39 protein-coding genes are annotated in these 25,079 nt (G+C 68.8%); all 39 read left to right on the top strand.

Going from position 1 to position 25,079, the window contains the following annotated elements; genetic code table 11:
• The first annotated feature begins 56 nt into the window (after positions 1–56).
• Positions 57–389 (top strand): HNH endonuclease, encoded by a 333-nt coding sequence (locus H4281_RS12560; RefSeq protein WP_182891056.1) that lies wholly within the window; start codon positions 57–59, stop codon positions 387–389.
• The gene (locus H4281_RS12565) at positions 386–757 is read left to right on the top strand and encodes a hypothetical protein (protein ID WP_182891057.1); all 372 of its coding nucleotides are present in this window, start codon (positions 386–388) and stop codon (positions 755–757) included. The genes H4281_RS12560 and H4281_RS12565 overlap by 4 nt, the downstream gene beginning before the upstream one ends.
• Complete coding sequence (locus H4281_RS12570) at positions 754–1,023, top strand: hypothetical protein (RefSeq protein WP_182891058.1); 270 nt, start codon at positions 754–756, stop codon at positions 1,021–1,023. Before H4281_RS12565 ends, H4281_RS12570 begins: the two co-directional genes overlap by 4 nt.
• Positions 1,020–1,790, top strand: coding sequence for a DNA cytosine methyltransferase (locus H4281_RS12575; RefSeq protein ID WP_182891059.1), 771 nt, complete (start codon positions 1,020–1,022; stop codon positions 1,788–1,790). Before H4281_RS12570 ends, H4281_RS12575 begins: the two co-directional genes overlap by 4 nt.
• Positions 1,787–2,284 (top strand): DUF6011 domain-containing protein, encoded by a 498-nt coding sequence (locus H4281_RS12580; RefSeq protein ID WP_182891060.1) that lies wholly within the window; start codon positions 1,787–1,789, stop codon positions 2,282–2,284. The genes H4281_RS12575 and H4281_RS12580 overlap by 4 nt, the downstream gene beginning before the upstream one ends.
• Complete coding sequence (locus H4281_RS12585) at positions 2,284–2,709, top strand: hypothetical protein (RefSeq protein ID WP_182891061.1); 426 nt, start codon at positions 2,284–2,286, stop codon at positions 2,707–2,709. The genes H4281_RS12580 and H4281_RS12585 overlap by 1 nt, the downstream gene beginning before the upstream one ends.
• A gap of 63 nt (positions 2,710–2,772) precedes the next feature.
• Positions 2,773–3,519, top strand: coding sequence for a hypothetical protein (locus tag H4281_RS12590; RefSeq protein ID WP_182891062.1), 747 nt, complete (start codon positions 2,773–2,775; stop codon positions 3,517–3,519).
• The gene (locus tag H4281_RS12595; protein WP_182891063.1) at positions 3,516–3,728 is read left to right on the top strand and encodes a hypothetical protein; all 213 of its coding nucleotides are present in this window, start codon (positions 3,516–3,518) and stop codon (positions 3,726–3,728) included. The genes H4281_RS12590 and H4281_RS12595 overlap by 4 nt, the downstream gene beginning before the upstream one ends.
• Positions 3,721–5,004, top strand: coding sequence for a hypothetical protein (locus H4281_RS12600; protein ID WP_182891064.1), 1,284 nt, complete (start codon positions 3,721–3,723; stop codon positions 5,002–5,004). The genes H4281_RS12595 and H4281_RS12600 overlap by 8 nt, the downstream gene beginning before the upstream one ends.
• A 219-nt stretch (positions 5,005–5,223) precedes the next feature.
• Complete coding sequence (locus H4281_RS12605; protein WP_182891065.1) at positions 5,224–5,535, top strand: hypothetical protein; 312 nt, start codon at positions 5,224–5,226, stop codon at positions 5,533–5,535.
• 2 nt (positions 5,536–5,537) lie between these two features.
• A complete protein-coding gene (locus H4281_RS12610; protein ID WP_182891066.1) occupies positions 5,538–6,197 on the top strand; it encodes a hypothetical protein in 660 nt (219 codons plus the stop codon).
• Positions 6,198–6,368: 171 nt separating this feature from the next.
• Entirely contained in the window at positions 6,369–6,674 is a 306-nt protein-coding gene (locus H4281_RS12615) for a hypothetical protein (protein ID WP_182891067.1), read from the top strand.
• Positions 6,667–7,152 carry a hypothetical protein gene (locus tag H4281_RS12620; RefSeq protein ID WP_182891068.1) on the top strand — a complete coding sequence of 162 codons (486 nt, stop codon included), beginning with the start codon at positions 6,667–6,669 and terminating at the stop codon, positions 7,150–7,152. The genes H4281_RS12615 and H4281_RS12620 overlap by 8 nt, the downstream gene beginning before the upstream one ends.
• A complete protein-coding gene (locus H4281_RS12625) occupies positions 7,149–7,355 on the top strand; it encodes a helix-turn-helix domain-containing protein (RefSeq protein WP_182891069.1) in 207 nt (68 codons plus the stop codon). Before H4281_RS12620 ends, H4281_RS12625 begins: the two co-directional genes overlap by 4 nt.
• Positions 7,352–7,585, top strand: coding sequence for a hypothetical protein (locus H4281_RS12630; RefSeq protein ID WP_182891070.1), 234 nt, complete (start codon positions 7,352–7,354; stop codon positions 7,583–7,585). The genes H4281_RS12625 and H4281_RS12630 overlap by 4 nt, the downstream gene beginning before the upstream one ends.
• The gene (locus tag H4281_RS12635; RefSeq protein ID WP_182891071.1) at positions 7,582–8,262 is read left to right on the top strand and encodes a hypothetical protein; all 681 of its coding nucleotides are present in this window, start codon (positions 7,582–7,584) and stop codon (positions 8,260–8,262) included. Before H4281_RS12630 ends, H4281_RS12635 begins: the two co-directional genes overlap by 4 nt.
• On the top strand, positions 8,259–8,384 hold the full coding sequence (locus H4281_RS46180; RefSeq protein ID WP_281390345.1) for a hypothetical protein: 126 nt from the start codon (positions 8,259–8,261) through the stop codon (positions 8,382–8,384). The genes H4281_RS12635 and H4281_RS46180 overlap by 4 nt, the downstream gene beginning before the upstream one ends.
• A 92-nt stretch (positions 8,385–8,476) precedes the next feature.
• Complete coding sequence (locus H4281_RS12640) at positions 8,477–8,761, top strand: hypothetical protein (RefSeq protein ID WP_182891072.1); 285 nt, start codon at positions 8,477–8,479, stop codon at positions 8,759–8,761.
• 32 nt (positions 8,762–8,793) lie between these two features.
• Complete coding sequence (locus H4281_RS12645; protein WP_182891073.1) at positions 8,794–9,114, top strand: hypothetical protein; 321 nt, start codon at positions 8,794–8,796, stop codon at positions 9,112–9,114.
• Positions 9,111–9,326, top strand: coding sequence for a hypothetical protein (locus H4281_RS12650; RefSeq protein WP_182891074.1), 216 nt, complete (start codon positions 9,111–9,113; stop codon positions 9,324–9,326). The genes H4281_RS12645 and H4281_RS12650 overlap by 4 nt, the downstream gene beginning before the upstream one ends.
• Positions 9,323–9,535, top strand: a complete 213-nt coding sequence (locus H4281_RS12655) for a hypothetical protein (protein WP_182891075.1) — start codon at positions 9,323–9,325, stop codon at positions 9,533–9,535. Before H4281_RS12650 ends, H4281_RS12655 begins: the two co-directional genes overlap by 4 nt.
• Positions 9,536–9,739: 204 nt before the next feature.
• A complete protein-coding gene (locus tag H4281_RS12660) occupies positions 9,740–9,976 on the top strand; it encodes a hypothetical protein (RefSeq protein WP_182891076.1) in 237 nt (78 codons plus the stop codon).
• Positions 9,977–10,567: 591 nt separating this feature from the next.
• Positions 10,568–11,122 carry a hypothetical protein gene (locus H4281_RS12665; RefSeq protein WP_182891077.1) on the top strand — a complete coding sequence of 185 codons (555 nt, stop codon included), beginning with the start codon at positions 10,568–10,570 and terminating at the stop codon, positions 11,120–11,122.
• Positions 11,106–12,770, top strand: a complete 1,665-nt coding sequence (locus H4281_RS12670) for a terminase large subunit domain-containing protein (protein WP_182891078.1) — start codon at positions 11,106–11,108, stop codon at positions 12,768–12,770. The genes H4281_RS12665 and H4281_RS12670 overlap by 17 nt, the downstream gene beginning before the upstream one ends.
• A 10-nt stretch (positions 12,771–12,780) precedes the next feature.
• Positions 12,781–14,280, top strand: coding sequence for a phage portal protein (locus H4281_RS12675; protein ID WP_182891079.1), 1,500 nt, complete (start codon positions 12,781–12,783; stop codon positions 14,278–14,280).
• The gene (locus tag H4281_RS12680; RefSeq protein ID WP_182891080.1) at positions 14,264–15,373 is read left to right on the top strand and encodes a VG15 protein; all 1,110 of its coding nucleotides are present in this window, start codon (positions 14,264–14,266) and stop codon (positions 15,371–15,373) included. The genes H4281_RS12675 and H4281_RS12680 overlap by 17 nt, the downstream gene beginning before the upstream one ends.
• Positions 15,374–15,418: 45 nt before the next feature.
• Entirely contained in the window at positions 15,419–16,132 is a 714-nt protein-coding gene (locus H4281_RS12685) for a hypothetical protein (protein ID WP_182891081.1), read from the top strand.
• A gap of 30 nt (positions 16,133–16,162) precedes the next feature.
• Positions 16,163–17,182 (top strand): major capsid protein, encoded by a 1,020-nt coding sequence (locus H4281_RS12690; RefSeq protein ID WP_182891082.1) that lies wholly within the window; start codon positions 16,163–16,165, stop codon positions 17,180–17,182.
• 3 nt (positions 17,183–17,185) lie between these two features.
• Positions 17,186–17,614, top strand: a complete 429-nt coding sequence (locus H4281_RS12695) for a hypothetical protein (RefSeq protein WP_182891083.1) — start codon at positions 17,186–17,188, stop codon at positions 17,612–17,614.
• A 15-nt stretch (positions 17,615–17,629) separates the two neighbouring features.
• The gene (locus H4281_RS12700) at positions 17,630–18,214 is read left to right on the top strand and encodes a hypothetical protein (protein ID WP_182891084.1); all 585 of its coding nucleotides are present in this window, start codon (positions 17,630–17,632) and stop codon (positions 18,212–18,214) included.
• Complete coding sequence (locus H4281_RS12705) at positions 18,211–18,612, top strand: DUF6093 family protein (protein ID WP_182891085.1); 402 nt, start codon at positions 18,211–18,213, stop codon at positions 18,610–18,612. Before H4281_RS12700 ends, H4281_RS12705 begins: the two co-directional genes overlap by 4 nt.
• A 16-nt stretch (positions 18,613–18,628) precedes the next feature.
• Positions 18,629–19,000 carry a hypothetical protein gene (locus H4281_RS12710; RefSeq protein ID WP_182891086.1) on the top strand — a complete coding sequence of 124 codons (372 nt, stop codon included), beginning with the start codon at positions 18,629–18,631 and terminating at the stop codon, positions 18,998–19,000.
• The gene (locus H4281_RS12715) at positions 19,000–19,416 is read left to right on the top strand and encodes a gp17 family tail completion protein (protein WP_182891087.1); all 417 of its coding nucleotides are present in this window, start codon (positions 19,000–19,002) and stop codon (positions 19,414–19,416) included. The genes H4281_RS12710 and H4281_RS12715 overlap by 1 nt, the downstream gene beginning before the upstream one ends.
• Before the next feature lie 3 nt (positions 19,417–19,419).
• Positions 19,420–19,758, top strand: coding sequence for a hypothetical protein (locus H4281_RS12720; RefSeq protein ID WP_182891088.1), 339 nt, complete (start codon positions 19,420–19,422; stop codon positions 19,756–19,758).
• A gap of 3 nt (positions 19,759–19,761) precedes the next feature.
• On the top strand, positions 19,762–20,007 hold the full coding sequence (locus tag H4281_RS12725; RefSeq protein WP_182891089.1) for a hypothetical protein: 246 nt from the start codon (positions 19,762–19,764) through the stop codon (positions 20,005–20,007).
• Positions 20,008–20,021: 14 nt separating this feature from the next.
• Complete coding sequence (locus H4281_RS12730; protein ID WP_446680386.1) at positions 20,022–20,492, top strand: phage tail tube protein; 471 nt, start codon at positions 20,022–20,024, stop codon at positions 20,490–20,492.
• A gap of 88 nt (positions 20,493–20,580) precedes the next feature.
• Positions 20,581–21,168 carry a hypothetical protein gene (locus H4281_RS12735; RefSeq protein WP_182891091.1) on the top strand — a complete coding sequence of 196 codons (588 nt, stop codon included), beginning with the start codon at positions 20,581–20,583 and terminating at the stop codon, positions 21,166–21,168.
• Between the two features lie 83 nt (positions 21,169–21,251).
• Positions 21,252–21,476 carry a hypothetical protein gene (locus H4281_RS12740; protein ID WP_182891092.1) on the top strand — a complete coding sequence of 75 codons (225 nt, stop codon included), beginning with the start codon at positions 21,252–21,254 and terminating at the stop codon, positions 21,474–21,476.
• The gene (locus tag H4281_RS12745; RefSeq protein ID WP_182891093.1) at positions 21,469–25,074 is read left to right on the top strand and encodes a hypothetical protein; all 3,606 of its coding nucleotides are present in this window, start codon (positions 21,469–21,471) and stop codon (positions 25,072–25,074) included. The genes H4281_RS12740 and H4281_RS12745 overlap by 8 nt, the downstream gene beginning before the upstream one ends.
• The last annotated feature ends 5 nt before the right edge of the window (positions 25,075–25,079 follow it).

The raw sequence follows: 25,079 nt of genomic DNA on the forward strand, positions 1-25,079 counted from the left end.
TCACCGAGCGCATGTGCGGTCGACCTGTCCTGTGCTGCCAGATCTGCAGCAAGGTCATGTCCGAGCGCGAGTGCCGGGCGATCGTGGCGGCGCGAAGCAGCGGGGTGTGCGAGATCTGCGGGGAGCAACCGGTGCAGTCGATGCACCACCGGCTCACCCGGAAGTACGGGCCGTGGTCCCCAGCGAACATCGTCGCCCTCTGCGGTGACGGTGTCGCCGGATGCCATGGCCGGGTCACCAACACCCGCGGCCAGTACTACGACGACGGCTGGCTCATCCACACGTGGGATCTGCGGACGCCGGACGAGATCCCGTTCCTGCACTGGCAATGGGGCGCGGTGTGCCTCGACAACGCCGGTGACTACCACCAGAGAAAGGACGCGGCATGATCACGAGTCTCGACATGCTGCAGCACGTCGTCGAGCACGCCAAGCGGTGGCGGTTGAGCGACGAGCGGTTCAAGCAGCTCGACATCACCGCGGCGCAGGCGAGCATCACGCTGCCGGACCACGCGGTCGCGTTGTTCGTCGAGTGGGCGCACCACCTCGACGGCGTGCTGATCACGGCGTCGGCGGGCTACCCGCGCACGTCGGGGCTGTTGCACGCGGTCGGGAAACTGCTGTCCGGGCACGTCGTGCACGTGTACGTGACGAGCGACGGCGAGCGGATGCGCAACGCGACGCTGCTCGGCAGCGTGCTGCTGGCCGAAGTCGAGCAGTACCACCGCCACAACCTCACCCCGGTCGGTGCCGAGTGAGCCGCCTGACCGGCGACCGCCAGCTCGAGACTCTCGTGGAGTCCGCGCAGAAGCTCGTCGCCGCGGTTCGCCGCGAGGACTCGCTGATGGTCGACGCGATGCTCGCCGACGCCGAGATGGTGTACGGGGATCCGCTGACCGGTGCCCGCGCGATGGTGGTGTTGCTCGCCGCGATGGTTCCCGCCGACCAGGTGCCCGCCGAACTGCTGCAGTGGCGCGTCACGCCGCGGCGGCTGCGCCCGGTCGCGAAGGGCAGTGCGGCATGAAGCCTCTCGTGATCGACGGGTTCGCGTGCGCCGGCGGTGCCGGGCGCGGGTTCGCGGATGCCGGGTTCGAGGTGGTCGGGGTCGAGCAGTCCTGGTCGCCGAACTACCCGTACCTCTGCCACGAAGGCGACGCGCTCGCCATCGTCCCGGAGCTGGTCCGTCACTACCGGCTCGCCGCACCGTCTCGCCCGATCCACGTGCACACGTCGCCGCCCTGCCAGGGGCAGATCGCGATCACGCAAGGGAATCGCGGGCGGGACGGCTGGACCGACCAGCACGTGAATCTGCTCCCGCAGACCCGCGCCATGGTCGCCGAGCTGCGCGACCGGTACGGCGTGACGACGTCGATCGAGAACGGGCCCAGCCGGCACATCCGTTCCGATCTCCGCTTGTGCGGCTTGCAGTTCCGTTTGCCGACGTTCCGGCATCGGGACTTCGAGCTGGGCGGGTTCACGGTCGCGCCACCACGGCCGCACGCCGGCTTGCACCGCGGGCACCGCACGATCGGCTGGCGGCACGGGTGTCTCGCCACGCCGGAACCGCGGGACTGTCCGAAGTGCGGGGTGTGGCACCGCGGCACCGTCTACGGCGTGTACGGCTCCGGCGGAGGCAAACCCACCGTGCAGGAAGCACAGCTCGCGCTCGGCCTCTACCACACCGACGACATCGAGGAGCTGAACGAAGCCATCCCACCCGCCTACACCCGGCACATCGGGCTCGCTCTCCAAGCCCTGTACCGCGCCGGCGCTGCGAGGGCGGCGGCATGAGCGGACCCGCGTGCAAGAAGTGCCATCGCCCGCTGCGCGACGAGGTGAGCAAACAGCGCGAGTACGGCCCGATCTGCTACCGCAAGGTGTTCGGTCCGCCCGTACCCAAACCCCGCGGCGGCACCACGATCCCGGCCGCCGCCCGGCACGTCGACCACCACCCGGTCGACCCCGACCAGATCCCGCTACCGCTGGAGGTTCGCACCGTGGACGCCGAAACCCGCAAGGCCGCGATCGACACCGTGGCGCGGCACGCGCTGCACCAACACCTGAGCTACGCCACGTCGGCCGGGCAAATCGACTGGGGCGACTACCCGGGCATCGACGAAGACGACTGGGAGAGCGTGCTGAACCGCGTATCGGCGATCGCCGAATCCATCGCGCCGAGCGACGAGCAGTACGAGGCCGCGTACGCACGCCTCGCAGTCGATTCGGTGTCCGCAAAAGATGACGGCCACCCTGCCGCCAACACCGTCCAGGAAGGACAGAACTGATGCGATACGACGTCCAGAAACTCCGTGAAGCCGTCAAGACCGCGATCGCGAACGAGCGCGCCGAACTCGAAACCCGCCACGCGCAGCGCATCACCAACTACACCGAACTGTCGAACCAGTGGTTCGACAAGCACGCCGAAGCGTGGCGTCAGTTCGGCACGCTGATCGGCCGCCGCATCCGGGCGGGGAAGCCCATTACGCCAAAGGACATCCCGGTCGACCGCAAAGGCTACGGGCGGTTCGCGACGTTCGACGAGACCGAGCCGGGAAAGTTCGTTGGCGGCCCGTCGAGCGACCTGCGGATCATGTCCGCCGCGCTGGACCTCATCACCGACGACACCGTCAGCCCCAGCGAGCTGGCGAAGCTCGGCGTCCGCGCATCCGAGCTGCGGACCGTCCTCTTGCTCGCCCGCACCGATGCCTGATCCCGCGGTCCCGGGTCGTTCCCGATTCGGCCGGGACCGTGCACTACCCGAAAGGAACTGCCCATGCCGGACTTCCGCGTCTCGGACACCGCTTCCGAGCATCCGAAGCTGCGCGCCGCCGGGCTCGCTGCGTTCGGGCTGTGGGCGGCGGCCGGTTCGTGGTGCATGAACCCGGCCCATCTGACTGACGGCTGGGTACCGCTGTACTACGTCCAGAGTTGGAGTAGCGGCAAAAAACTGGCGAAAAAACTGGTCGAAGTCGGGCTCTGGTCGGAGGAGACGCGCGACTCAACTCCGGGATTCCGGTACCACGACTGGACCGACATCCAGAGGTCTCGTTCGTCCATTGAGGACGAGAAACGCAAGGCCAGGGACCGTATGGCCCGCGTGCGTTCGGGAAGTGTTCGGGCGAACAAGGAACGCACGTTCGACCGAACGGGACCGGAAGGTTCGGCGAACGTTCACGACTCCCTCACCCTCACCCTCACCCACACCCCTTCGGGAGACTTGGGAGGGGAGGTCACCAACGCACCGCGCGGGTTCGAGCGACCCCCCGCCCAATGCCCCCGGCATCGGGGAAACCCGAACGCTCCGGCATGCGGTGCCTGCGCCGACGCGCGGCGCTCGGCGGAAAGCTGGGACGACCGCGAGGTCCAGCGCGCCGAGGAGATCGGCCGCGAGATCGACCAAGCCCGCACCGACCCTCGAATGCGCTGCAGCCACGGTGCCGACGGCGGCCTGTACATCCACCCCGTCAGCGGCAAGAGCGCGACGTGCGCGCACTGCCGACGAGCCCAGGAGGCGTCGTGAGCAACCTCGACCGCTTCGGCGAGCCGATCGACGAGGACGGCCACGACCCGCGCTGCCGCAACGGATGGCTCGACCGCGACGCCGACCCCGCCGTCCCGTGCTTGGTGTGCAAGCCGCACCTCGCCCCGGCCGTCCTCCGCCGCGCCACTCTCGACGCCGACCAGCTCCGTCAGGAGCCCCGAAACCCCGAAGGGACACCAGATGCCTGACCAGACCGAGAACGCCAGCGAGCGGGACAGCCAGCCGGTTGAAACGGCCAATCCTGCGCCGACGCGGTGCCCCAGTTGCGCGGGACTGGGCGACGTGCCGTGCGACCACAAGCCCGCTCAGCCGGGCAGAACCGGCATTGTCGCCGAGTTGCGTGACCTCGCTGCGAAGCTCACGGCGCGCGCCAACGAGCGGGACGAGATCGGTGACGACGACAGCGGTCGCGAGGAGGATACCTGCGCGGAGGACGGAACCGACTGCCACACCGTGAGCGCAGTGGCGACGTGGTTCCGTGCGGCGCAGATGCTGAACCGTCGGGCGGATGAACTCGCCAGCGAGCGGCCGAATGCGGGCCAGCACGGCGACCTCTATGCCGAATCGACGGACGCCGTGTACGTCTACGACGCTGTGACTGACGACTGGTCCGGCTTCACCCGCTTCGGCCACGCGGTCGATGTGCCTGCCGACGCGGTCCCGCTTCATGGTCGCAGCGTCGCCGAAGCCGAGGACGAGGTTCAGCAAGTCCTCAAGGCCAACAAGGAATTGCGTGCCCGCGCCGATGCCGCGGAGGCGGAGCTCGCCGGCCAAACAGTAAAGATTCAGCAGTTGACGCGACAGTTGGATGACGCCCAGTCGGCCGCGCGGTTGATGAAGACGCACTATGTTCCCCGATCCGAGCGTGACGAGGCCCGGGAGAAACTCGCCGACATCCGTGCGGTTGTGGACGAGTGGTTGACCAACTGCGAGGCGACTTCCGCTGGCGGAATGGAAGCCGTGCAGCGCATTATCGACCGGACCCGCGGGCTCGTCACGGACCGCGAGGAACCGGCACAGGGCTACGACGCGCTGTACGACGCGATCGGCGCGGAACTGGACCGTCGGCTGAACCGCGCGCTGCAGCAGCTCGACACGCGGCACGAGGCCATCTACGCGGCAATCACCGTCCTACGACCCGATGCGCGACCCAGTGACGAACCGGCCTGGGATGTCGAAGCGGACACGCACCGCATCAGCGAAGACCACGAGGGACCGGCCGGCGAGACGAAGCCGCGGACGTTGTTCGGTGTCCCGATCCCGACGTACATCGTCGAGAAGCCAGGCGGTCTGCTGGTGTGTGAGCACGAGTCTCACCCGGAGTACTGCCGGGAAGGCTGGGGGAAGCCGGGCAACACACCCCAGTTCGGCGAATGGGTCGCCGAGCACACGCACAGCCTGCCTGTCGAGCGCCAGGCGGACAGCGAGGCGCAGTCGGGCAACGAGGAGGCCGGTCGTGGCTGAACAAGGGTGGCTGAGGCCCGCCTACAAGCGTGAGCAGTACGACCGTTTGCGCGCCGTCGTAAACAGCGTCCTGGACGACCTCAAGGGCGCCTGCAGCTTCTGGGCATGTCCCGGCCCGGAGGCGCCCTTCACCCCGATGGCTACGTGCCGAGTCTGCGCCGCGCAGATGGATCTCCGCGCCGCTCTCGATGGCAAGCCACTACCCAGCGAGGAACAGCGATGAGCGAGCTAGCTCCGGTCAAACGCCCCAATGGAAAGATCTACCGGCCGCGCAAGATCCGCGCGATCTACGCCGAGGACGAGTACGCGCGACGCGACAACGTGTACGTGCTCGGTACCCACGACGTCTACCGAGCACTCGAACTCGCCAGCGCCGAGGCCCGATACCGCATCGGCAGCACCAACTTCCTGCTCGACGCAATCGGCGAAGTCGGGTGGTGGCGAACCGCCATGGACCGCGGCGAACCCGTGATCGTCTGCGACAAGGTCCGTGGCGCTGCCGGAGTCCGATTCGAATGCGAGGAGCGATAGCGATGACCGACGCCGACACCCCGCGCGTGCCCGACCAGCCGTGCGCGAACACGACGGTCTACGACCATGACGGCATCCGCGTGGAGGCGCATCCGTCGTTCGGTGCTCAAGTGTGGACCGAGATTTCGCCAGGGACCTGGCGGCAGGCGTTCCGCACTGGGCAGCCGCCCGCCGACGCCGTGAAGCTCGGGGACGTCGCGAAGCTGACCGACTCGCTGCGGATCGCCAACAGCGCCTGTGAACGCCGCGACGCCAAGCTCGCGGACATCCGCGCCGTGCTGGCCGGTCGCGAGAAGTTGATCAAAAACGGCGTGATCTACGCCAACGAACTGATCCTGATCGAAATGATCACCGCCATCCTCGACCGCGAGCCGGGCCGCGAGGAGCCGAAGCCGGACCCATGCAAGCCGTGCGGCGAAGTCGGCAACTGCCAGCGGCCTCACGCAGCGGACTGCATCCAGAAGCCCGTGCTGTACGGATTGACCGTGCCCGACCACATCGGCACGACCCATGCTGGAACGTACGTCCGGATGCACTGCGAGTTCTGCCCAAGAGCCGAAGAGTTCGTGCGCAACCCAGCGGAAGCACGGCCGTTCATCCGCCGCCACGCTCACGGCCACGTGGTGGAGCACCAGCCGGACACCGAGGAGACCGACCGGTGAGCCTCGAAACTCTGATGCCGGAAATGCCCGCGGACTGCGTCAAATGCGGCGGCTGGTTCGAGCTGAACGACATGGACTCGTGTCTTCGGTGCAGCCCGCGCGTGATGTGCCGGGACTGCTACCGACGCCACATGGATGCTCACGAAGCCATCGACAGCGAGAGGGACGACTGTGGCTGAGTACACCGAAGAGGAGCTGCAACGAGCGGCCGATGAACTCGCCGACGTACTCCAGGACATCGAATGGCGAACCGAACCGCTCCACGAACGCGACTGCCCGGCCTGCGACATCGCCGCTGACATCGCCGGGACGCTGGCCTGTGTCTGGGACCCGAACGGCCAATGGTGCGAAACCCCCGTCACAGACGGGCTCCCCGGCGACAGCCTGCTCGACCAGGCAACACGATGCGCCGCGCACGTCCTGCACCGTCGACTGCCCGGGCACGGGCACCGAACCGAGGAAGCCGACCGTGGCTGAGGACTGGCGAGACGACGTCGACGACGAATGGTTCGAGGACTGGGACGACGACCGGCCGCCGCCGAAGCAACCCCGACGAACCGCCGTTTTGAGGAGGCTCACCATGCAGCAACCCTTGTGCAGCAACACCGACGACGGCGCATGCCCGAACTTCGCACTCAACGGCATCGAGGTCTGCCTCGTGCACGCCCCGATCGCCCGGGACAGCTCCGGGTTCACGATCGACATCGGCTACCGGCCCGGCGGGATCGGGACCGCGGTGCCGCCGCCCGACTTCGAGCAGGTGCTCGTCGGACTGCAGGCAGAGTTCCGGGAAGCATTTGAGTTGGCCCGGCGCGCGGCGCACCTCGCCGGTGACCCCGTGGCGGCCGTCGAGGACCACGACAGCCCGGCAGGCTCGGCCAGTTGGACCGCGAAACCGCCACCGGCACGCCGTCATGGCTGGCTGGCCGCTGCCCTGAATCAGGTGTTCCGGTGAGCCTCGGCAACCATCTCCGCGGACTGCGTGAGCAGACCGGGCTCACGCAGCGGGACGTCGCCCGCCGCATGGGCTGCGCCGACAGCACGGTCTCGATGATCGAAACCGACACGCGCGAACCCCGGCTGAAGATGCTCCGCCGCTACTGCGACGCCATCGGCGCCCGCGTCTACATCGGATTCCCCACGAAGGAGGCACCGTGAAGCCGAAGCCTCGCGTATACAAGGGACCGTACGGATGGATGGTCGACCGGCCCGGCTACGGGTTCACCGGCTCGACGACGTCCGGCCCGCACCCGTCGCAGCCCGCCGCACTGCGGAGCCTGACCGGACCGGGCTACGCCGGCGGCCAGGTCGAGCGCACCGACACCCCGAGCGGCGCGCGGCGCAGTCAGCAGTACCCGTTCGCCCCTTGGCCTGTGGAGGTTCTGTGACCGCCGAACCCGTTGCTCTCGGCAAGTGCCGGGTGTGCCGCCGCGCCGACACGAGCAGTGTCGCCTACTCGTGCAACGACTGCGTGAACAAGCTGATCGAGCTGGTGCGCGGCGTCGTCCACTACGCGACCGTCGTCCTCCCGGACTCGGTGGAGCCGGTCCGCGGTCAGACCGGGCGCATGTCGCCCGGGTACGGCTCGACCCCGCCGCTGCGCCTGGACGTGGTCGCCGCGCTCGACCCGCGCTCGCTCCCGGGCGACGTCGACGAGCACGGCGACGCCATCACGCGCCGGCCGGACGATTTGGCCAGCTGGGTCCGGTCGATCCCGCGGAGCCTGTCCAGTTTGGCGGACTCGATCGCGGGCGAGCGTGACGAATCCCGCCCCGGCGGGACTATCGCGGCGGACGCCGGCTACATCCGCCGGAACCTGTGGTGGGTGGGGGCGCAGCCGTGGGTGGACGACGTCGCCGAGGATCTCGCCGAGCTGCACCACATGGCCCGCAGCCTCGCCAACGACGCACCGCAGAAGGCGCTCGGCGCGTGCCTGAACGTCACCTGCGACGGCCGCGTGTTCTGGGGCGGTGTCGGGCGACCCGCCCAATGCGAAGCCTGCAAGCGCACCTACGACGGGCTCGACCTGGTCCGTCTCGAAGCAGCACAAGGAGCAACAGCGTGAACGAGGAGAACGAACGGCGCGAGGTCCGCCTGCTCACCGTCATCACGTGTGCATGCATCGTGCCGTCCTTGCTCGTCTTGACCATTGTGGGCATCTTGATCATCAAGGAGCTTCTCTCGTGACCGACTACCAGCAGTGGGTGCGCTGCTCCCGCTCGTAACGCCGGATGCGACCACCGCGACTACCCACCACCCCGACAGCAAGGGAGCGCCAGGTGAAGTTCGAGCTGAACCCGAACCTTGAGAACGAGCTAAGCAAGGCGATCGAGGCGAAGATGCCTGAGCTGATATCCGACACTCAGAGCCGCTACGACGCTGCGATGGTCGAGTTCGCCAAGATCCACAATGGCCAGCCCGCAGACGAGATCGTGGCGGCGTGGCAAGCAGAGTTCGGCGGAGCAATGACGATGGACGAGCAGGTAGTGGAGGCTATCGCCGAAGCCATCAGCCAGGGCGAGGAGCCGCCAGGCGTCACATTCCGCGCGGCCGAAGGTCGTTGACCTCGGCTGTCACGCTACCTACAGTCGAACACGTGAGCGACTGGCAGCGTGAAGACGACTCGGAATGGCTGTGGCGGATCAGCCCCCGCGACGACCTCCTCGTCGAACGCCTCAGCCCCCGCAGCGAGACATCCGACTTCGCCGCCACCGAGGCCGAGCGTGACTGGTGGCTCAACCAGCTCGCCGGCTACGGCGCACAGCCCGGCGACTACGTCGTCGAACGCGTGCCCGGCCCGCTCCGCCGCGCCATCGCCGACGACCGCGCGCGCCGCAACCGGCTCGTCGACGCCCACTGGGCCCGACGCAAAGCCGAACGCGACGCCCGCCTCGCCGACGAACAGGGCAAGCGGTGACCGGCCGGGCCCGCGCCGCCGACGTCGTCCTGCTGCTTCACGTCGAGGCAGCACGACGCGAGGAGAACGGCGACCCGGACGGGGCCGAGCGGCTCCGGATCACCACGACCACGCTGCGCTCGTGGGTCCACCGCGGACACATCACCCGAGGTGACGGCGGCTACAGCCTCGTCGAGGTGCTCGCCTACCTCGACCGGAGGCAAGCAGCGTGAAGCGCAGCGACATCACCGACGACGCCGTGGTGGACGCCTGCGCGCGGGCGCACGCCGAGGATGCACGGTCGCTCGACGTGCTCATGGCCTCGACCCGGGCACCCCGCAAGGTCGCCCTCGCTGCGATGTACCGGGCGTGCGGGAACGGCCGGATCGACTGGGGCGTCACGATCGAACTGGCGTGGCCGTGCACGACACGGGCCACATAGGACACCCCGGTCATTGCCCAAGGTCAACTGCTGTGCAACGCTTACCCCGGGCGTGAGCTATGCCCACCGCCCACCACGAACACCACGGCCCCGCCAGGCACAGACCGGCGGGGCCGTTCTCGTACCCGGGGCTGCTCGGCGGAGTCGGGCAGAGCCCTCGGCCCACAGCTCGTCCACGAGCACGGACGCGGAGGGCAACCCCCGATGGCCACACACCAGCGCACCCGCATCGACGGCACCGTCGAACTGTGGCAGTACACCTTCTGGCCCGTGCCCATCCCCACGCCCCGGTGGCTGGACACCCACCCGCACCACCGGTGGTGGACGGCACGGCTGGACCGTGGACTGTCCCGCCTCGGCCTGATCCGCTTGCGCTGCGCCCGATGCAAGGCCAGCGCCTGGGACCACAGCGCTCTCGACTACCCCGATCCCTGCACCTGATGCCACGGCGGGCAGGCAAGGTGTGCTCCACCCCCGGCTGCCCCGAGCTGGTACCCGCAGGGCAGGGCAGGTGCGACGAGTGCGCACGCAAGGCAGAGCGCAAGCGGGGCAGCGCACGCGATCGCGGGTACGACCGGGCACACGAGACCCGGTTCCGCCCGGGCGTGCTGGCACGGCATCCGATCTGCCAGCTGTGCGGCAAGGCATGGTCGGTGCACGCTGACCATCACCCGCTGGACAGGCGGACGCTGGTGCTGCGAGGCATGGACCCGAACGACCCGGCACATGGGCGCGGCCTGTGCCACAGCTGCCACTCGATCGAGACCGCGAAGCATCAGCCTGGAGGCTGGGCCGCGAGACCGTGATCATGGTTGGTCACCAACGGATGATCATGCTCGCGCGGAAAGTCGATCACCAACCTCGCATACCCCCTGGGGGGTACCCCCCGAAGTGGATCTTACTCGGACCGCTGGGGAGGGCTCCGGATGGCGCGGAGGGTTCAGAACATCGGACGCGGGTCGTCCACCACGACGGGTTCGGCGCAAGGCCGGGCTCGGCGACGCGGCGCAAGGCTGCTGAGGAGTGATGGCGATGACCAAGGGCGGTGCGCGGAACCGGTCAGGCCCGCAGAAGGACCCGGGCTCGGGGCGCAGCGATCGGCTCGGCGTGAAGCTGACGGCGCTGCCCGCGGAGGGCCACCGCGGCGAGGTGCCGGAGTACCCGCTGGCGAAGCTGCGGATCTACTACGAGTACTTCGAGGACGGGCAGAAGGTTCGCGAACTCGATCCTGGGGCGATGGATGCGCGTTGGGAGCGGGAAATCGAGCTGTGGGAGTGGGCTTGGGCGACTCCGCAGGCGTGCGCGTGGGCGCGGGAGCGCTGGCGTTGGCACGCGATCGCGATGTGGGTGCGCACCTCGGCGCTGTGCGAGTCGGCGGATGCGACGGCGGCCGACAAGAACAGCCTGCACCGGTTCGCCGACCAGATCGGGCTGACTCCGGCCGGGTTGCGGGAGAACGGCTGGGCGATCTCGGCTGACGAGGTGGCCGGCAAGCGCGGCGAGCGTGCTGCGGAGCCGGAGCCTGAGGACGAGGCTGAAGATCCGCGGACTCGGCTGACGGTCGTGTCGCATGGCCGCGGGGCGTAGCCAGTACGTCGTCGACTTCCCCACGCTGTGGGTGGTTCCGGCCTGGATTGAGCGGCACTGCATCATCCCGGACGGGTTCCGCAAGGGCCAGTACTTCCGGATGTACGACTGGCAGCTGTGGTGCACGGTCAACCACTACCGGATCAAGCCGCGCACGGAGCAGGTTCCGGGCTGGGGCGTCGATCCGGACGTGATCCCGATCCGCGCCGGCGCGTTCCACAACCGCCGGTCGCAGGTGATCGCTCCGCAGAAGACGGGCAAGGGTCCGTGGACGGCGGCGATCGTGTCCGCGGAAGCGGTCGGGCCGGTGCTGTTCCTGGGCTGGGCCGGGGACGACGACGTCTACGACTGCGCGGACCACGGGTGCGGGTGCGGGTGGGTCTACCGGTACAAGCCGGGCGAGGCGATGGGGCATGCGTGGCCGACGCCGCTGATCCAGTTGCTGGCCACGTCGGAAGACCAGGTGGACAACGTCTATCGGCCGCTGCAGGCGATGGCGCGCGGGGAGCGGCTGGCCGACCGGATGAAGGTCCGGGAGGGCTTCATCCGGGTCACTGGCGGCGACGGGGATCCGGACTCGAACCGGATCGACGTCGTGACGTCGTCGGCGATGTCGCGGCTGGGCAACCCGATCACGTTCTGCGCGCAGGACGAGACCGGGCTGTATACCGACCAGAACAAGCTGGTGAAGGTTGCGCAGACGATGCGTCGCGGCGCGGCGGCGATGGGCGGCCGGTCGGTCGAGACGACCAACTGCTACGACCCGTCGGAGAAGTCCGTAGCGCAGCGCACGCACGAGGGCCGCGCGAAGGACGTGTTCAAGTTCTACGAGCCGCCGCCGGCGGATTTGAAGTACAAGAACAAGGCGGACCGGAAGAAGATCCACGCGTTCAACTACGCCGGATCGCCGCACGCCGACCTCGCCGGTATCGAGGGCGAGGCCGCGGAGCTGATCGAGACCGATCCCGGGCAGGCGGAACGGTTTTACGGCAACCGGATCGTGGCCGGGCTCGGGACCTGGATGGACGGCGAGCGCTGGGAGGCGCGCAAGACCACGAAGCCGGTGACGGTGCCGTTGCGGTCGCAGATCGTGCTCGGGTTCGACGGGTCCGATGTGGACGACTGGACGGGTATCCGGGCGCAGACGCGCGACGGCTACCAGTTCACGCCGGACACCCCGGCGGGGCCGACGATCTGGGATCCGGCCGACTATGAGGGGCGGGTGCCGCGGCTGGAGGTCGCGGCGGCGGTCGACTGGCTGTTCGCGAACTACGACGTGGTGCGGATGTACGCGGACCCGCCGTACTGGGAGACCGAGATCGACACGTGGGCGGAGAAGTACGGCGTCAAACGGGTGTTGCGGTGGGAGACCTACCGGCCGGTGCAGATGCACGCCGCGTGCGAACGGATTCTGACCGACGTCGCGAAGGCGGACAGCGCGTTCGCGCACGACGGGTGCGAGGTCACGAAGGACCACATGGGCGCGGCACGGAAGGCGGCGCGGCCGAGCAACCGGTACGTGCTCACGAAGCCCGGCGACGGCCGGAAGATCGACATGGCTGTCGTGTCGGTGATCTGCAACGAGGCTGCGGGCGATGTGACCGCGGCGAAGCTCTGGCGGAAGAAGTACTACGCCTACACGGCATGAGGGGGTGGCAGTGGACCCGGAAACGCAGAACGCCGTCGCCACCCTGAACAAGCTCGCTCTCCGGCTGTACAAGCGGCAGAAGGACGTCGTCAAGTTCGACGAGTACTACCGCGGCGAGCGCGGGAAGTTGAACTTCGCGTCCGACCAGTTCGCTGAGTACTTTTCCCAGCGGTACCACGAGTTTTCGGACAACTGGTGCGGCGTTGTCGCGGACGCGCCGAACGAGCGGCTCAAGGTGACCGGGTTCCGGCTGGTCAATCCGGACGGCGGGGTCGGCAAGGTCGACAAGGAATTCTGGCGGGTGTGGCGGGCGAACGAGGCCGACTACTTTTCCGACCAGGCGTTCCTCGAGGCGATCATCGGCAAGCGCGCGTACGGGCTGGTGTGGAACAACCCGGAGGACGAGAAGACGCCGCGGATTACGTTCGAGCACCCCGGCCAGGCGATCGTGTCCTATGACCCGGAGACCAATCGGCGGCGTGCCGGGCTGAAGCTGTGGGTCGACGAGGACACCGAACTCGAGTACGCGACGCTCTACACGCCGAAGGCGCTGTGGAAGTTCCAGCGGCGGCAGTCGATCATGGAGAACGGCCGGACCGAGAACGGCCTGTACGTGATCGCGCGGAGCACGCTCGTCGGTGGCTGGGAGCCGCGCGAGGTGGACGGCGAGCCGTGGCCGCTGCCGAACCCGCTGGGCGAGGTGCCGCTCGTCGAGCTGCCGAACCGGCCGCGGCTGCTCGGGCCGCCGCTGTCGGACCTGGCCGGGGTCGCGGCGATGCAGGACGCGATCAACCTGATGTGGGCGTACCTGCTCAACGCCGCGGACTATGCGTCGTTCGTGCAGCGGGTGATCCTCGGCGCGGAGAAGCCGAAGGTCCCGATCCTGGACGACCAGGGGCAGGTGGTCGGCGAGCGTGAGGTCGACCTGCAGCATTTCGCGGTCGACCGGGTGGTGTGGCTGGAGGACCCGAACGCGAAGATCGGCGAGTGGAAGCCGACGCCGCTGGACATCTACACCGGCGTGATCGACACGAGCGTGTCGCACGTGTCGGCGCAGTCGCGGACGCCGCCGCACTACCTGATGTCCAAGATCGTGAACGCGAACGCCGAGACGCTCAAGACTGCGGAAACCGGTCTGGTGAAGCGGACCGAGGAGAAGACCGAAAGTTACGGCCGCGGCGTCCGCGAGATCAACCGGCTGTGCGCGCTGGTCACCGGCGACGCCGAGCGGGCGGTGGCGATCCGCGGCGGGGCGACGTTGTGGAAAGACGTCGAGATCCGCTCCGAGGCGCAGGCGGTCGACGCGGCGCAGAAGCTGTGGGCGATGGGCTACCCGCTCGAGTACATCTCGCGCCGGATCGGGATGGAGCCGGACGAGATCGCCGAGGTGCTGGAGATGAAGCGGCGCGAGATCGAGATGGACCCGACCGCGGCGATCGCGCGCCAGATGGCGGACCGGCAGCCGCCGGGCCAGGACAGCACCGGCGGCGCGAATGCCGACGCCGCTTGAGCTCGCGCGCGACCACGGCGAGCGGCGCAAGCGGCTCGCGAAAGCCACGGCGGGGCACGGGATCGCGCTGTGGCGGCAGGTTGACCCCGGGAACCTGACGGTCAGCTGGCTGCGGATGGTCGGGCGGCTGATGGCCCGGGTCGAGTCGGCGCAGTTGCAGGCCGCGGCCGAAGCCGAGGCGTACACGCGAGCGGTACTGCAGGCGCAGGGCGCGGTCGTGGAACCGGAGGGGCAGCTGGTGCCGGAGGCGCTGGCCGGGATCGCGTCGGACGGGCGGAATCTGCTGTCGGCGCTGTGGAATCCGGTCGTGGCGGCGAAAACCGCGATCCGGAAGGGCGCGAACCTCGACCGGGCGATGGCGACCGGGCAGGCGTCGCTGGAGATGCTGGTGCGCACGCAGGTGTCCGACGCCGGCCGGGTCGCGGACGGCGTTGCGCTGGCCACCCGGTCGTCGATCGGGTACGTGCGGATGCTGGTCCCGCCGGGGGACTGCTCGCGGTGCATCATCCTCGCGGGCCGGATCTACCGGTACAACGCGGGTTTCGAGCGGCACCCGCAATGCAACTGCGCGCACATCCCGACCCGCGGCGAAGAAGCCGCGCGGTCGGAAGGCCTTGTCTCGGACCCGAAGGAACGGTTCGAGCAGATGAGCGAGGCCGAGCAGAACCGGATCTTCACCAAGGACGGCGCGCAGGCGATTCGCGACGGCGCGGACATGAACCAGGTCGTCAACGCCCGCCGCGGCGCCGCCGGGCTCGCCCCGGCCGGGGCCCGGATCACCGCGGAGGAACGGCGCGCGATCGGCAGCGGCCGGTTGCGCACGACCAACGTGTACGGGCAGGAGGTCTTCCTGACCACCGAGGGCACGACGCGGCGAGGCATCGCCGGTAAACGGCTCATCGCCCGCGCCGGGGAGATGCAGACCACCGACGCCCGCACGGTCACCCGGATCTCGCGCGAGGGCCGGGTGCAGCGCACCGTCACCCGCAACCGCGCGCAGATCCCGCGGCTGATGCCGGAGTCGATCTACCAGCTCGCGACCAGCCGCGAGGACGCCATCCGGCTGCTGAAGCTCTACGGCTACATCATCTGACCCCGGCCGCAAGGGCAGGGGCCGACCTCTCGCAAGGAGAGCACCGTGAAGAACACCATCCTGCCCGTGCACGCGGTCACCGGCCTGCAAGCAGTCGGCTGGCGCAAGCCCCGCCCCGGCGAGACCGGCGCACAGCCGATCTGGCCGATCGCGGGCGGCTCGTCGGACAACGACGATTCCGGAGACGACGGCGACGATGACGACGCCGGTGACGGCGACGACGACGACGATGCGGGCGGCGACGGCAAGGACGACACGGACAAGGACGAGGAACCGGACTGGAAGGCGAAGTTCGAGGCGCAGAAGCGGATCAACCGCACCCTCGAACGCCGATCCAAAAAGGACAAGGCCGCGCTCGACCAGCTCCGCGGCGGCAAACAGCCCGCGAAGACGGACGGCAAGGACGACGAGCCGGACCCGGAGAAGATCCGCGCGGACGCGCGCGCGGAAGCCCAGGCCGAAGCGCTCCGCGGGCGGGTGCTGGACAAGATCGAGGCCAAAGCCTCGAAGTTCGCCGACCCGGAAGACGCGGTCGCGATCCTGATGAAGAACAAGGACGCCGACGAGTTCATCGACGACGGGAAGATCGACGTCGAGGCGATCAAGGACGCTCTCGAGGAACTCGCCGAGAAGAAGCCCCACCTGCTCGCGCAAGGCAAGCGGTTCCAGGGCGGCGCGGACGGCGGCGCAAGGCAGTCGAAACCCGGCCGACCGAAAGACCTGAGCGAAGCCCTCGCTCGCCACTACAGCGGCAAGTAAGCGCGCTGGAGCATCTGAGGAGAACACACCATGGCAATCACCCTTGCCGACGCGCAGCTCAACACCCAGAACGACATCGACTACGCGGTCATCGACCAGTTCCGGCGCAGCTCGTGGCTGATGGACCAGGTCACGTTCGACGACTGCGTCACGCCGGGCACCGCAGGCGCGACCCTGACCTACGGCTACACCCGGCTGATCTCGGCCGCGCCGGCCGCGTTCCGCGCGATCAACAGCGAATACACGTCCGGCCAGGCGAAGCGGCAGCGCTACACCACGGACCTCAAGCCGCTCGGCGGGTCGTTCGACCTCGACCGCGTGATCGCCCGGCTCGGCGACGCGCGCACGAACGAGACGAACTTCCAGATGGGCGAGCTGATCAAGTCCACGGACACGAAGTTCGCCAACGAGGTCGTCAACGGCGACGTCGCGGTCGACGCGAACGGGTTCGACGGCCTGGACAAGGCCCTGACCGGCAGCACCACCGAGTACCTGCCGATCAACAACGGGGTCAGCACCGGCTACCTGGACTGGTCCGCCAACACCGTCAACACGCAGGACAAGGCGATGGGCGCGCTCGACGTGCTCGACGACTTCCTGTCCCTCGTGGTCGGCGGCGCGGGCGCAATCATGGGCAACCGCAAGTCCATCACCCGCGTCCGTTCGCTCGCGCGCCGATCCGGCTACTACACGCGGTCGGAGGACGCGCTCGGCCGCGAGATCGAGCGGTACGGCAACGCGGTGCTCGTCGACCTCGGCACGACCGTGTCCGGCACGACCGAGACCGACATCGTGCCGATCGAGACCCGCGACGCCGACGGCGCCGGGGCGGGCGGCAACATCACCGGCCTGACCGACCTGTACGCGGTCCGGTTCGGCCTGGACGCCTTCCACGGCGTCGCGACCGTCGGCCAGCTGCTCTCCACCTGGCTGCCGGACTACCAGCACGCCGGTGCGGTGAAGAAGGGCGAGGTCGAACTCGGCCCGGTGTCCATGGTCCTCAAGAAGACCACGGCCGCCGCGGTGCTGCGCAACATCAAGGTGCAGTGACCCATGGCCACGATCTACGCGCCCGAACCGGAATTCACCGGCCGTGTCGGGGAAGTCGAGTTCGTGGCAGGCGTCGGTCACAGCGACGACGCCCACCACCTCAACTACTTCCGCCGCCACGGCTACGACATCGACGCCGACGAGCAGGCCGACGACGTCGAGGAGACCACCGGCGAATCCGAGAAGGACGAGCCGGAGGAAACCGGCCCGGCCGAACCGGACGAGTCCGAACCCGAGGAGAGCGACGAGTCCGAAGAGGACGACGAGCCCGCCGAGGACGAGGACGACGAGCCGGTGGCGGTCACCCGCCCGCCGGTCGCCGCGCCGAAGGCCGACTGGGTCGCCTACGCGGTCGCCGCGCTCGGCCTCGACGAGGGCGAAGCCGACGCGGAAACCAAGCAGGAACTCATCGACCGCGCCAACGCACAGTAGAAGAGGGAGGCCGCCGTGGCACTGCCCGACCTGGCCACGGTGGCCAACCTCAACAACCGCGGCATCGACACCACCAACACCGCGCGGGTGACCGAATTCCTCGGCTCCGCTAGCGACGCCGTCCGGGACGCGGCCGGCGTGCCGATCACCGCCGGGACCTTCACCGTCACCATCGTCGGCGAACCCGACCAATGGCTGTCGCTGCCCGGCCAGCCCGTCACCGCAGTCTCCAACGTCCTCCTCGACGACGTCCCGGTCACCGACTGGGATCTCCGCGCGGGACGGCTGTGGCGGGCCCGCGGCTGGCGGACGTGCGGCGGCGCGTCGAACGTCACCCTCACCATCACCGGCGGCCTGGTCGACGTCCCGCGAGACATCGTCGACCTCGTCTGCTCGATGGTCGGGTTCGCGCTCCACCGCGCCGAAGAGGGCTACGCCTCCCGCGGCGACCAGACCGCCGAACGGATCGACGACTACTCGGTCCAGTTCGACGCCTCCGCCGCCGGGCGGCTGGCCGGGCCGATGGAACTGCCCGACGCCACCCGCCGACGCCTGCGGGCACGCTTCGGCGGCGGCGCATCGGTGGTGAAGACCCGGTGACCGCCTACGGCGCCACCCTCCGCGGCCGCCGCGCCGCCGAGGCGCTGATGCTCGACACCTGCCGGATCCGCGCGGTCACCGGCGACACCACCGACCCGGACACCGGCGTCGTCACCCCCGCGTACGGGGACCCGGTCTACACCGGGAAATGCAAGATCCAAGCCCAGAAATCGGTGTTCCCGTCCACTCCGGACGCGGGCGAACACCAATGGACTGTCGTCCCGATGGAACTGCACCTGCCCGTGGATGGAACCGAGGCGGTCGGGACGGGGCTGGTCGCGGAGATCACCGCGTCCGTCGACCCCGTGAACGTCGGCCGGATCTTCCGGATCCGTTCCGGGGACCGGAAAACCCTGCAAACCGCGCTTCGGTGCCAGGTGGAGGAAATCACCGGCTGACCCTCAGGAGGTGCCCGTGGCTGACGTGGACATGTCGCAAGTGGACCAGCTGGCGCGGGACCTCGAAGCAGTGCCCGCCGAGACGCTGCCGAAGTTCAAGAAGGTCGTCGAAAAAGGCGCGGTGAACATCAAGAAGGGGTTGCGCGCGGACGCCGTCGGGCACCCGACGTACCCCTACTTCTACCGGTCGATCAGCTACGACGTCACCGACCAGGGCCTCGGCGCGGAGATCGGGCCCGACAAGGACGCGACTCAGGGCGACCTGGGGAACCTCTTGTACTTCGGGACCGACAAGACCGCGGGCGTGCTCGACCTGAACGCGCCGCTGAAGAAGGAAATCCCGCGGTTCGAGGACGCGATCGCCGACGTCGCCGAGGACATCCTCTGATGGGCCCCGTAGCCGACCACCACGCCGCGATCCTCGGTTTGCTGCAGGGCGGTTCGCCGTCGTTCACCGTCTACGACGGCCAAGTCCCCGACCAGCCCGCGTACCCGTACGCGGTGCTGTGGATGGACGACGGAGACGACGACGCGACCAAGCTCTGCGGAGACCCCGACGAAGCCACCTACCGGTTCCAGGTCACCTCGGTCGGGCTCACCACCGCCTCCGCGCTCGTCGTGGTCGACCAAACCCGGGCGCGGGTCCTCGGCGTCCGGCCCGTCGTGGCCGGCTGGTCCGCGAACAGGATCCGGAAAGAGATCACGCGCCAGCTGCGGGAGAACCGGGAAGTCACCGACACCGACACCAAACGCCACCCGGTCTACGGCGTGGCGACCTACGTATTCGAGTCCCGGAAGGACTGACCCATGGCGAATCTCACGACGGTGCAGGCGAAACTCGCCGGGACCGTGCTCACCTCGACCGCCGCCACGGCCGGGCCGGACAAGGTCAAGCCCGGCGACGGCGGCGCACCCGTCTACGTGCTCGTCGACAACGCGGGCGCGTCCGCGGTGACCGTCACGATCGCGGACCCGGGCAAAACCAAGTACCAGCAGCAGAACCCGTCGATCCCGTCGGTGTCCGTGCCCGCGGGCGGGAAAGCGGTCCTGGGGCCGATCCAGTCGGACCTGAAGCAGTCCGACGGGTACGTGAACCTCACCGCGTCGAGCACGACGTCGGTGTCCTTCTACGCGTTCCGGGGCTGACCCATGGCTGCCGTGTTCGTGCGTGCCCGCTGCGACGAGACCGGCGCGGTCGCCGCGCTGCCCAAACCCGCGCTCGAAGCCGGAATGTGCCCCGGCTGGGCCGAAGCCGACGGGCCGGTGCCCGACAAGCCGAAGCCCGCCGCTTTCGCCCCGCCGACCGGGGCGGACGAGTCGACCACCGACACCGCGGACAGCTCCGCGGGAACCGAACAGTCCGCCGACGCCCCGTCGGCCAAGAAGAAGGAGTAACCGCCGTGGGCGACATGTTGAGTGACGGGCGGAACAAAGTCAGTTTCGTGCCGTCGATCGCGAACATCGCAGCACCCACCGCCGCCGAGCTGACGGCGGGCACGTCGCTGGAGTGCCTGATCATGGCCGACGGGCTGGACATCTCCACCGACGAATCCGCGGTGCAGGCGTCCAAGCTCTGCGACACGGTCGACGCCGAGCAGCCGGGCCGGTCGAAGACCACGATCCAGCTGACCTGTGTCCGCAAAGACGTCCCCGCCGAGGACGTCGCCTGGACGCTGCTGCAGCGCGACCTCACCGGCTACCTCGCGGTCCGGCGCGGCGTAGCGCACGACACCGCGTTCGCGACCGGCGACAAGGTCGAGATCTACCCGGTGAAGTTCGGCGCCCGCCGGCCGCAGAAACCCGAAGCGAACGGCGTCGAGAAGTTCATGAGCCAGGGCTACAACACCGGCGCGCCCGAACTCGACGCGGTCGTCGCCTGAGACCCCGGGCCGCCCGGTCCTCGACTCCCGGGCGGCCCGGACCTTTCCCGAGTCGAGGCAAACAACCTTCTGAGTCGAGGAGACCACTGTGGACATCGACGCCCTGATCGCCAGCGCGACGCTGCCCGAAGAAACCGTGCCGCTGTGCCTGCGCCCGGACCTGCGCAAGAAGTTCGAGGAACTCGACGGCGCACTGCTGATCGCGAAGACCGAGCGGACCACGATGGCGCCGACCGACCGCGAGCGCGAGCTGGCAGCGGCGATCAAGGCGCTTGAGGAAGAGATCGCAGAGCACAGCATCCAGGTGCGGATGCGGGCGCTCAAGCACACGCCGTGGGTCGAACTCATGGCCGAGCACCCGCCGCGAGAGGACAATCCGGCCGACGGGAACTTCGGTGCGAACATCGAAACCTTCCTGCCCGCGCTGATCCACGCGCAGATGGTCGAACCGGAGATGACGGCCAAGCAGGTCGACGCGCTGATCGATGTCATCACGAATCGCCAGTACAACGAGCTGGCGAACGCGGCCTGGGCTCTCGGCAGCATGCACCGGGATTCCCCGGTTTTCAGCCGAGCCGCTTCGCAGCTGACGCCCGACTCCGGCGAAACATCGCGGCCGCAATCCAACTCGGGATCTCCCCGTCCCGGTTCGCGGGCGAAGAAACCCAAGAGCTGACGGAGCACCACTACGACGACAAGGGGAGGCTGGTCCGCTCGGTCACCATCCGGGCTCCGGAATGGACAGAGGCGGACCGGTCGATGGTCCTGGCCTATCTGGACTACCAGGCGCTCGTCTGCTCCGGATGCGGCGGCTACCTCCCGGAAACCACGCATGCGGACCACGAGGGCAGCTACGTCGCCGGTGCCCCGCATCGCTGCCATCGCTGCACCGCGATCGAGAAGCAACGCAAGGACTACGAAGACGCGCCGCAGCCATCCGCGTTGGTGGTGTGGCCTGCGGAGTTGAGGAGGCGGAATGGCTGACCGGACCGTCTCCGTAGCGCTGCGGATGAAGATCGCCGACTACGTGGCGAACGCGCGGCTTGCGGGCAAGTCCACCCGCGAACTGGAGGCCGCGGGCCGGGACCTCCGGAAGGCCCTCGACGAGGAAGACGACGCGCTCGGCCGCGTGAAGGTGTCCGAGGCGAGGCTCGCGGAGATCCGGAAGAGCGGCAAGGCCAGCGTCGCGCAGCTGGCGGCGGCCGAGGAGGAACACGCCTCGGCTCTCCGCAAGGCGGAGGCCGCGACCATCCGGACGCGGGAAGCGACCGAACGCTACATCAAGGCGCAGAAGGACTCTGCCGACGACGTCGACAAATCGGGGAAGCGCGTCGAGAACACGTTGTCCCGGGTCGCGAACCGCGCCAACGCCATGTTCGACGCGAAGATGTTCCTCGGGTTGTCGGTCGGGCTGCCCGCGGCCGCGGCGATCGGAGCGGTCGGTGTCACCGGTGCCCTCGCGCTCGCGGCCGGCGGGTTCGCGGCGCTCGGCGTCTGGGCGGCGTCGAGCAACCAGCAGGTTCAGGACCAGTTCGGCGACCTGACCCGGCACGTCCAGGCCGACGTGCAGGAGATGGCGAAGCCGATCGCGGGCGAGCTGACCGGCGCGATCGATGACATGGCTCAGGGCTGGGACGCCGTGAAACCCGCTGTGCAGGCGGCGATCCGCGGCTCGGCACCAGCGGTCCGCGAACTGACCGGTGCTGCGGTCGACTTCGCCGAGAACGCGATGCCCGGCATCGTGGACGCGGTCTACGCGGCCGAACCGGCCATCGAAGGGTTTCGTGATCTCGCGGGCCAGACCGGGCAAGGGCTCGGCGACTTCTTCCACAACGCCGCCAAGGGCAGCGATGACGCCGGGCTCGCGATGCGGGACCTCGGCGGGATCACCCGTGATCTTCTCGGCCAGTCCGGGACGCTGTTCGCGAACCTCGCGAACGGCGCGCACCAAGTTCTCCCGCAGTTCGGCGGCGCGCTGCACGGGGTGCTGGACGTCGCGAACGACCTCACCTCCGACGGCATGCCGACTCTGGTGTCCACGACGGACGCATTCCTCGGCACCGTCGGCGGCGGCCTGAACCTGGTCGGTGCATTCGCGTCCGGGCTGGGATCGTGGTCCGCGCCGCTGGGGTCCGCGGGCGGGTCGCTGCTCGCGACCAACAGCATCGCGAAGCTGTTCGGCACCTCGCTGGGGGAAACCGGCTTCGGGCTGTCCGCGTTCTCGACGAAGATCGACGAGGCCGGGAACAAGACCTCGCCGTTCCGGGAAGCGCTCAACAAGGCGGACAAGGAAGGCAACAGCAAGTTCAAAGCCGGACTGAAGTCTGTTATCTCGGGCGGGTTCAACCCGCTCGGGATCGCGCTCGTCGGCGGCGGCCTGCTGCTCGACGCGTGGGGCCAGAAGTCGCAGGATGCGGCGAAGAAGGCCGCGGAATTCGCGGCGACCGTCGGCGACATCAAGGGCACCCTGTCAGCGACCGGCGCGATCACCCAGAACACGCGCGTGCTGGCAGCGAACACCCTCGCAACGAAACAGCTTGGCGTGTCGCAGAAAACCGGTGCGGATCTGATGTCGGAGTACGGCATCAACTCGCAGTTCGCCACGGACGCGATGACCGGCAACAAGGCCGCTCTCGACGGCGTAAACAAGTCGCTGGAGCGGAATGTCAGCTCGGTGCTGGCGGGGAAGCTGTCGCAGCAGGACTTCGCGACCGCGCAGACAGTGGGGCTCAGTGCGTCGGATCTGACGACGCTCGCGCTCGGGAAGCAAGCGCACGGGTTCAAAGACCTCGGCGACGCGATCGCCCAGTACCAGGACAAGGGAGCGGCAGGTGTCCAGGGAACGCTGGAGATCCTGTCAGTGCTGGGCAAGGTCAATACCGCGACTCAGGGGCAGCGGGACCTGGCCACTGCGATCCGGGACCAGGCCGCGGCGACCGCCGAGGCGCAACGGCAGATGCGGCAGCTCGGCAACGCGACCTCGTTCACCGGTGCAACGCTGAAACTGTCGGCCGCGGATGCCGCGGTGATGTCCGGCGCGCTCTCCGCGGTCGGCGACGCAACCAAGGGCGCGGCGGACCAGGGAAGCGCGCTGCTCACCGTGCTGGACCAGTTGTCGGGCAAGACGAACACCCTGTCCGCGGCACAAGCGCAGTCGACGAAAGCGTTCGACGACACCGACAAAGCGATCAAGAACATCAAGGAGTCGGGCGGGAAACTCAAGGGCACGTTCAACGACCTGGTCTCGAGCGACGGCGGCATCAACGGGCTCACCCGCGCCGGCGCGAACCTGCAAGGCGTCTTCGGGACCTTGTCGCAGGCGATGGGCACCGAAACCGCGGCAGCGTTCGCGCAGTCGCAGGCGGCCGGCGAGGGCCTGAACGTCTCGTTCGGCAAGGTCGGCAGCGTCGTGGCGCGGACCCGGGACAAGTTCATCGAAGCCGCGCGCGCCGCCGGGCTCACCAAGGACCAGGCCGGTGAACTCGCAAACAAGCTCGGTCTCGTGCCCGACCAGGTCGAGGTCCAGTTCGCCGCGAAGGGCGACACGCAGCTGCAGGCGCGCCTGGTCGGCCTCATCGCTGACCTGAACAAGGTCGGCGAGGGCAAGTCGATCTCGATCACCGCCGATGACAAGGCCGCCGCGCAGGCGTTGCGCGACCTCGGAAAGCTGGTCGTGCAACTCCCCGATGGCTCGTTCAAGGTATTCGCGGACACCAAGGAAGGCCAGGCGGCGGCCGACAAGCTGCGGCAGGACATCAACAACTCCCACCCCGTCGTGAACGTCAACTCCAACACCGGCCAGGCCACGAGCAAGGTCGTCCAGTGGATGGAGCGCACCAACGGCACGTGGGGAATGACCTCGACCGACAGCCGCATCGACCCAGCCACCGGCAAGGTGCAGGCGTGGATGCGGCAGGCCAACGGCACGTGGGGTTGGACCACCCTGGACTCCAACCGCAATCCGGCCAACGGCCAGGTTTCCGCGTGGATCCAGTTCGCCAACGGCAAGTGGGGCTGGGCCAACCTCGGAGCACTGACCGGCGCCGCGAACAGCCAGATCGACGCGTTCGTCGCTGACCAGAGTCGCCGGGTGATCCGGATCGGTGTCACCACCTACACCGTGGACGGTGTAGGTGCTTCCACGAGCCGGGCGTACGGGCCGCGCGCCGAGGGCGGCATCGACGTTCCGCGCGGCGTGGTGCCGATGGCCGCGGGTGGCGTGATCCCGCACATCCCGAACATCGCCACTGTGGTGCCTTCGGGCATGGAGCGGCTGATCGGCGACAACCCGAGGGTGCGGGAATCGTTCATCCCGTGGGAGATCCACTCCCCGCGGTCGAACGCGATTCTGGACGTCACCAACGCCGCGTTCGGGCGCCCGGACCTCCGAGGCGTCGCGCAGCAGATCCTCGGCGGCATGGCGTCGGTACAGCGGTACTCGCCGCGGATCGTGATCCAGCAACCGACCGCGCCAGACAGCCGGGGCGGTGCGCAGCCGAACGTCACGATCCACACGGCCGAGGCAGACCCGCACCGGATCGCGGCGATGGTGTCGAGCCAGCTCGCATGGATTCTGCGGTGAGGGGG

The sequence above is a fragment of the Amycolatopsis dendrobii genome, assembly GCF_014145675.1.
Lineage (GTDB): Bacteria > Actinomycetota > Actinomycetes > Mycobacteriales > Pseudonocardiaceae > Amycolatopsis > Amycolatopsis dendrobii.

What these genes read in the sequence shown, in the direction of transcription:
- H4281_RS12695 (WP_182891083.1), top strand. Translation starts at nt 17,186, where the DNA reads ATGGCCACGATCTACGCGCCCGAACCGGAATTCACCGGCCGTGTCGGG.
- H4281_RS12565 (WP_182891057.1), top strand. Translation starts at nt 386, where the DNA reads ATGATCACGAGTCTCGACATGCTGCAGCACGTCGTCGAGCACGCCAAG.
- H4281_RS12580 (WP_182891060.1), top strand. Translation starts at nt 1,787, where the DNA reads ATGAGCGGACCCGCGTGCAAGAAGTGCCATCGCCCGCTGCGCGACGAG.
- H4281_RS12605 (WP_182891065.1), top strand. Translation starts at nt 5,224, where the DNA reads ATGAGCGAGCTAGCTCCGGTCAAACGCCCCAATGGAAAGATCTACCGG.
- H4281_RS12660 (WP_182891076.1), top strand. Translation starts at nt 9,740, where the DNA reads ATGGCCACACACCAGCGCACCCGCATCGACGGCACCGTCGAACTGTGG.
- H4281_RS12585 (WP_182891061.1), top strand. Translation starts at nt 2,284, where the DNA reads ATGCGATACGACGTCCAGAAACTCCGTGAAGCCGTCAAGACCGCGATC.
- H4281_RS12680 (WP_182891080.1), top strand. Translation starts at nt 14,264, where the DNA reads ATGCCGACGCCGCTTGAGCTCGCGCGCGACCACGGCGAGCGGCGCAAG.
- H4281_RS12725 (WP_182891089.1), top strand. Translation starts at nt 19,762, where the DNA reads ATGGCTGCCGTGTTCGTGCGTGCCCGCTGCGACGAGACCGGCGCGGTC.
- H4281_RS12720 (WP_182891088.1), top strand. Translation starts at nt 19,420, where the DNA reads ATGGCGAATCTCACGACGGTGCAGGCGAAACTCGCCGGGACCGTGCTC.
- H4281_RS12560 (WP_182891056.1), top strand. Translation starts at nt 57, where the DNA reads ATGTCCGAGCGCGAGTGCCGGGCGATCGTGGCGGCGCGAAGCAGCGGG.
- H4281_RS12665 (WP_182891077.1), top strand. Translation starts at nt 10,568, where the DNA reads ATGACCAAGGGCGGTGCGCGGAACCGGTCAGGCCCGCAGAAGGACCCG.
- H4281_RS12690 (WP_182891082.1), top strand. Translation starts at nt 16,163, where the DNA reads ATGGCAATCACCCTTGCCGACGCGCAGCTCAACACCCAGAACGACATC.
- H4281_RS12610 (WP_182891066.1), top strand. Translation starts at nt 5,538, where the DNA reads ATGACCGACGCCGACACCCCGCGCGTGCCCGACCAGCCGTGCGCGAAC.
- H4281_RS12600 (WP_182891064.1), top strand. Translation starts at nt 3,721, where the DNA reads ATGCCTGACCAGACCGAGAACGCCAGCGAGCGGGACAGCCAGCCGGTT.
- H4281_RS12740 (WP_182891092.1), top strand. Translation starts at nt 21,252, where the DNA reads ATGGTCCTGGCCTATCTGGACTACCAGGCGCTCGTCTGCTCCGGATGC.
- H4281_RS12590 (WP_182891062.1), top strand. Translation starts at nt 2,773, where the DNA reads ATGCCGGACTTCCGCGTCTCGGACACCGCTTCCGAGCATCCGAAGCTG.
- H4281_RS12745 (WP_182891093.1), top strand. Translation starts at nt 21,469, where the DNA reads ATGGCTGACCGGACCGTCTCCGTAGCGCTGCGGATGAAGATCGCCGAC.
- H4281_RS12715 (WP_182891087.1), top strand. Translation starts at nt 19,000, where the DNA reads ATGGGCCCCGTAGCCGACCACCACGCCGCGATCCTCGGTTTGCTGCAG.
- H4281_RS12575 (WP_182891059.1), top strand. Translation starts at nt 1,020, where the DNA reads ATGAAGCCTCTCGTGATCGACGGGTTCGCGTGCGCCGGCGGTGCCGGG.
- H4281_RS12670 (WP_182891078.1), top strand. Translation starts at nt 11,106, where the DNA reads ATGGCCGCGGGGCGTAGCCAGTACGTCGTCGACTTCCCCACGCTGTGG.
- H4281_RS12730 (WP_446680386.1), top strand. Translation starts at nt 20,022, where the DNA reads ATGTTGAGTGACGGGCGGAACAAAGTCAGTTTCGTGCCGTCGATCGCG.